Source organism: Lyngbya aestuarii BL J, from assembly GCF_000478195.2.
GTDB classification, from domain to species: Bacteria; Cyanobacteriota; Cyanobacteriia; order Cyanobacteriales; family Microcoleaceae; genus Capilliphycus; species Capilliphycus aestuarii.
In genome coordinates this window covers 1-6,045 of the sequence record NZ_AUZM01000140.1, presented here as the reverse complement: position 1 = coordinate 6,045, position 6,045 = coordinate 1, and the positions used below count along the sequence as shown (strand labels likewise).

Annotated in this window: 2 protein-coding genes; both read left to right on the top strand. The window is 42.5% G+C overall.

What is annotated here, in order from left to right; all coding sequences use genetic code 11:
- Positions 1-647 precede the first annotated feature (647 nt).
- Positions 648-4,004: an ATP-binding response regulator gene (locus tag M595_RS26800; RefSeq protein ID WP_023069734.1), complete on the top strand. Its 3,357-nt coding sequence runs from the start codon at positions 648-650 to the stop codon at positions 4,002-4,004.
- Positions 4,005-4,194: 190 nt separating this feature from the next.
- Entirely contained in the window at positions 4,195-5,970 is a 1,776-nt protein-coding gene (locus M595_RS26795; protein WP_023069737.1) for an alpha/beta hydrolase, read from the top strand.
- Positions 5,971-6,045: the final 75 nt, after the last annotated feature.

The following is a 6,045-nucleotide window of genomic DNA, read 5'->3' as shown; positions in this document are numbered from 1 at the left end:
TATGCGTTGGCGATGGGTCGTTTACTCAAGCTTCCATCCTCAAAAAGTGAAGTCAACATCCAGACTGGTAATCGACCGGATTTCCCCGTGATTTTGCCATCTTCGACGTTTATGTATATAGCCCATCGCCTTCTCGTGAAACATCCCTCTTAAGGAGAAAGTTCAATTTCTCGCTGGCCAGGAGTCTACGGCGACATGAGTGCTAACTTTTGGAGTGACCTTTTTTGTCTGTTTACCCAAAGATGTTGTGGAAATATACTTTTTTAATTTTTAATTCTTATTTTTTTATTATTAAGGTGACGATTTTCTTGAAGTTGAGCGAACATGATAGAGATAGCTCTCTCAAAGCACTGCTGAGAAATCTCCCAGGAGTTAGAGAGGTGTGAGCCATAGTCAACCGTTTACAGAACAACTTTAGATAGCCGTTTTTGACTGGAGAACAGGAACAAAACGGTAAAATTGTCTCAACTCGGTCGCGTATTGAGAAACCCAAAAGTTACCAAGTGGAATCACAGAACTGAATAGAAGTTGTTATTCGTGAGTTGGTCTTAGTTGATTCAACTCCCTCGCCTACGACTATCCCCCAATAATTTGATCGCGATTTCCCCCAGAGACGCTATTGCCTTCGGCTCCAATACAGATTTTCTATGTACTCTTGCCCCACTCACCTCCAAACCTTTATCCGGGCAGTACCCGTTTGTCATCAAACCACCACCTTAAGTGAGGTTTGGTCAATATTCTGCCAGGAAAAATGCGATCGCATCGTTGTGATCAGTCCTCAAGATCATCCTTTGGGAGTGGTTTACTTGTGTCGTTTGATCGGATCTGTCTTTCCTCCCTCGGATTCACCCCCACTCTCCAAAGTTGACGACAAGTTAGAAGTCAATCCCCAACAATCTATAAATGATCTCGATTCCACCCTAATTGAACCGTTAATTGAGGTTTCCGCTCATTTAAACTGGGAGGAGTTTTGGCAATATCTCCATCAAACAGACTCTCAAACCCAGTCTATCGCTTTAGTCAATCGAGACCATCAATTTATTGGATTGCTCGATAGTCTCAAACTTTTGCAATTTGTGGTCAGTCATCCTCACCTGCTTGACTCCACACCCACCCACACCCCAGACGATTCTGATCCGAACGCTGTTGAAACCGTTGAAGATGCTTCTTCCTCCTCAACAACACCCTCACTCTTACAACTGATCGAACAATTACCCATTCCCTTAATGATTCAACAGGAGAATGGCGAAACCCTCGCTCAAAATCAGGCGTGGCGTTCTCAAGTTGAGTTAGACCCCCAATATATCCGTAAAACTCCCGAACCCTCAAGCTCTGAACCCGTTTCCTCGCCCGAATGGATTTATTCCCACTCCCCCACTTACACCTCAGATATTAACTCCTCTGATTCATCAATGTCTGCGTTTCCCGAACCCTCAGTATCTCAAGAAGGGACTGCCAGCGTCTCCGAGGGTTGGAATGTTTCCCCCGACTGGTCACAAGTCGAAACTTCTAACGATACCTATGTCTGTGTCTGTTCTCTCCCGAACGGACGCGAACGAGTTTGGCAATTTGTCCGTCAACCCCTACCGCAAAATTGGGCTGTTACTCTCTCCTGGGAACCCTCTCAATTATGGATTGTAATTGCTCAAGAGATCACAGAACAACATCGCGTCGCTCAAGAACTCGCCGCCAAAAATGCTGACTTAGTACAACTCAACCGACTCAAAGACGAGTTTCTCGCCTGTATCAGCCACGAACTCAAAACCCCTCTCACCGCAGTTTTAGGATTATCAAGTCTGCTCAAAGATCAAGCTCTCGGTTCACTCAATGATCGTCAAGCCCGTTATGCTAAACTCATTCATCAAAGCGGACGTCATCTAATGATGGTGGTGAATGATATCTTAGACTTGACCCGCATGGAAACCGGACAGCTTGAACTCATTCCTGAACCTGTACAGATTCGAGCGATTTGTGAACGAGCTTTTCAAATCGCCGGACAACATCACTCCAACGCTTCTGACTCTCCCTCCCCCAACCCTCCAAAGCCTCAAGAACGGTTTATTTTAGATATCGAACCCAGTTTAGAAACCATTGTGGCCGATGAGTTGCGTTTGCGACAAATGTTAGTTAATCTTCTTTCTAATGCCCTGAAATTTACACCTGATGACAGTCAAATTGGACTACAAGTGAGTTATTGGGAAAACTGGATTGGCTTTACAATTTGGGACAAGGGAATTGGGATTCCAGAAGATAAACAGCATTTGATTTTTCAGAAGTTTCAACAGCTTGAAAGTCCCCTGACTCGCAAATTTGAAGGGACTGGATTGGGATTGGTTCTCACTCAACGTTTAGCGCGTTTACATGGCGGCGATGTCAGCTTTATTTCAAAGCAAGATCAAGGCAGTCAGTTTACCCTATTATTACCCCCGAGTCCTCCTCAGCGCAAAGATTGGGGTCTTGATACACGAGACTGGCAACCTTCTCATCACACGGGTAAGCCTCAAGGCTCTCCCGTTAACCCTCCTCGTCCGACTCCCGAAATTCAGTCTCGATTAATCTTGATTGTAGAGGCCGCACCGCGTTATATTTTTAGTCTGAGTGAACAACTGACTAACCTCGGCTATCGTGTCGTGATTGCTCGTTCGGGAACTGAAGCGCTCGAAAAAGCTCGCTGTCTACAACCTCGGGTGATTTTTCTGAATCCTTTGTTGCCTTTGTTGTCCGGTTGGGATGTCTTGACTTTACTCAAAACAAATACTCATACTCATCAGATTCCTGTTGTCATTACTGCGACGTTAGGAGATAAAAAACGCGCTCAACTGAATAATTGTGATGGCTTTTTGAGTTTACCTGTAGAAAAACAAGAGTTACAGAAAATTCTCACTGAACTCAAACAAGATTCCCTTTTGAATCAGACTCAACGACTGACGTTATTGTGGCTTAATCCGATTGAACAAGATGCTCATACTTCTTTATCCTTTGAGAGTCAAAATTCATCCCTCAATGCAGAAACTGTCGAAAATTCTATTCATCATTCCGCTTTAATTCTCCATCATTTTTCCAGTTGTCGTATCTTGGAAGCAGATGATCTCAATCAAGCTGAACTGTTAGCGAGAATTTGGCATCCTGATGCAGTCATTTTACAAAGTACCACAGGAGTCAAAGATCCATCCGCATTTCTACACCAACTGAGTCAGCATGAAATTCTGGTTAATCTTCCTCTGATTACTCTCGATCAACCTACCACAAAAATTGCTAATCAAATTGAACCCCTTTCTGTTTTTCCCTGCTTGGCGGCTGAATATTTGGATAATAATCACAACTCAAGTACAGAACCTTCTCAAACTTTAGAATCTGCTTTATTACAAGTGGTTCAAGTCGCAGTAGGGATGAACTGGAAACCGAATATTCTCTTAGTCGATTTCTCCGTTTTACCTGATTTTCAACCCGAGAGTTCACCAATCGCTGTGAGTTCTACTCACTCAGAGTCCTCATCCGTTGAATCTCAACCTTTAGCCAATCTAACAGAAGACAATTCAGAACAAAAAGAATCCCCTAAAAACCGATTTAAAACCAAAATTGATCGGGCTTTGGTTCAATATTTACAAACCGCAGGATTTCGGGGATTAATGGCTCAGTCTTGGCCGGAAGTTCTCCAACACGTTCAATATAAAAGCATCGATTTGTTATTGATTTGTACGCGAGACTTATCACCCGCTCTTTTGCAAGTTCTCTCCACTTTAGAACAAATCTCAACTGAATTCCCCATTTTGATTTTAAATCAATCCAATGTTCCACTTGAAGATCTTGATCTCACTAATGACTCATCCGAACACTCTCAACAAATATTCAGCGAGAATCTCTCCTCAGCACTGAGCAATCATCTTCGGGAATTAATCAAAAAACTAGAGATCACCATTTTACCCGGTCAGATCTCAATGTCAGCACTCCTTGAACAAATCAAACAAGTTCTTCACGAAAATACAGACAAAGAGTCACTCTAATTCTGTGCTAATATTCCATGTTGAGAGGGGGTTGAACTTTGGCCAATTGCCCCACTCTTACTCCGATCTCTGTAGCCCCCAAATTAGGATTCCAAAAAGTTTAAAATCGTTTAAAATAGAGACACTTAAATTTTGTTTCTCAAAAAGCTGAGTCCATCTCTTGAATTACTCCTGATCAAATCCCCCGCCTATGAAAATGAACAAACTCCAAAAACAATACAATCAATTAAAAATCAATAACTTTGATCATTATCTCATTAGAAACTGGGGTCTGGGAATCCTCATTGCCTTGTTGTCAGCCTTACCCACTCAAGCCGCAGAACGAGTCTATCTGTCTTTTGCGACCGCTAATCTTTCAGTCTCCGTAAACGCCTTAGAAACCTATGCGAAAGAGGGGACAGTTAATGACCCCGAACTCGAAAGCTATCTCCTACTTCTGAGTTCAGACGATCAAGAACAATTTCGGAATTTATTACAGGATTCCTACAAAATTGATCCCTTAATGATCTCTCAATTTCTGTACTCTCCCACGGGTCAAATCTTTTTAGAAAAATTAGGAGATTTAATTCAAGCAAAACTCAACGAACAAGGCACAATTACCCTCAGAAATGGATCTGACGCCATTCGGACAGCCCTCATCAAAGCATCACAAGATTCTGAGGGATTAACTCCCCTCAATATTCTGCGTTATTTTCCCAGCCAAGGTATTCAAGTCAATACCCAATTACTCTTTGAGTTACGCGATCAAATCCAAATCTTATCTAGAGAAACAGATGCCGTTATCGAAGAAATAGTTAAAATCTCTAACGATGAAATTATCTCAGAACCTCTGACCGACTACTCCCAAAAACGTGATATTCGATATCCCGGATCTCACAGCACTTTAAAGCGAACAATTCTCCTCAATGATCGCCAACGCAACCGTAAAATTTCAGTCGATCTTTATCTTCCAACTCCTCTCAATCAAGTCAATCAAGGACAACCCAACTCTATCCCCGTTATCGTTGTTTCTCACGGTTTAGCAGCGAACCGAACTGAGTATGCAGCTTTTGGTGAACATTTAGCCTCCTATGGGTTTGTCGCGGCGTTAATTCAACATCCTGGCAGTGATACCGATCAAGTTGAAGCCTTACTTTCAGGACGGGCAACAGATGTCTTTAAAGTCTCTGAATTTGTAGATCGACCGACAGATATTTCCTTTTTATTAGACGAACTTGAGCGTCGCAACCCCAGTGAATTTGATGGTCAACTCAATCTCAATCAAGTGGGTGTTGCCGGGTACTCTTTTGGGGCTTATACCGCCTTAGCCATTGCCGGAGCAGAAATTGATTTTGATAACTTACAAGCCGATTGTTCTGCTAAACTTGACTCGCCGAACTTAGCTCGATTATTTCAATGTCGGGCTTTAGAATTACCCCGCACAGACTATCAGTTCCGAGATGAACGAGTCAAAGCTGTGATGCCTATTAATCCTGTTAATAGTAGCATCTTTGGAGAACAAAGTTTAAGTCAAATTCAAGTCCCGCTTCTTTGGCAAACGAGCGGAGAAGATAAAGTTACCCCCGTGGCTTGGGAACAAGTTCGATCCTTTACTTGGTTGACAACTCCTCATAAATATCTTCTCCTCGCTGAAGGAGATCATCATATTAATCTTAATCTCAGTATGGTCAATCAGGCGGTGAGTTCTTCTCTAAAAGAAGTTATTGATCCCGTTCCCGTTACGATTAATAATTATATGAATGCAGTCGGCTTGGCATTTTTTAAAGTCTATGTTGCCAACGATCAGTCTTATTCTCCTTATTTACAAGCTGCTTATGCTAAAGCAATTAGTGAAGATACTTATCCTCTGAGTTTGGTTAGTTCGGTCACACCTGAACAGTTTTACCAAGCCATTAGACAAGCTAGACAACAGGGTAAAGTTCTGATTAAAAATCAAGAGGGGAACGATGTCTACTCAACTTTATGATCTGATTTTCCGACAGGGTTGTTTACTGCGATCGCCGACTAAAACCGAAATCGTTGACATCGCAATTGCGGCGGG